This is a genomic window from Phyllobacterium sp. CCNWLW109 (genome assembly GCF_037203905.1).
GTDB classification, from domain to species: domain Bacteria; phylum Pseudomonadota; class Alphaproteobacteria; order Rhizobiales; family Rhizobiaceae; genus Phyllobacterium; species Phyllobacterium ifriqiyense.
Window position 1 is genome coordinate 496 of record NZ_JBBCBK010000015.1, and the last position, 210, is coordinate 705.

1 protein-coding gene is annotated in these 210 nt (G+C 60.5%); it reads right to left on the minus strand.

The genetic code is table 11. The features are described from left to right. A partial coding sequence (locus V9K92_RS22740) for a hypothetical protein (RefSeq protein WP_337355052.1) occupies positions 1-210 on the minus strand: 210 nt, incomplete at both ends.

Genomic DNA, 210 nt, shown 5'->3' on the forward strand with positions numbered 1-210 from the left:
TGCTCCGGTATCTCCGGTCGCTCCTGTGACTCCGGTGGCCCCGATATCTCCGGTCGCTCCTGTACCTGTTGCTCCTGTGATCCCGGTTGCTCCGGTAACTCCAGTCGCTCCCGTATCACCTGTTGCACCGGTTGCTCCTGTACCTGTTGCTCCTGTGGCTCCTGTGATCCCGGTTGCTCCGGTAACTCCAGTCGCACCTGTATCTCCTGT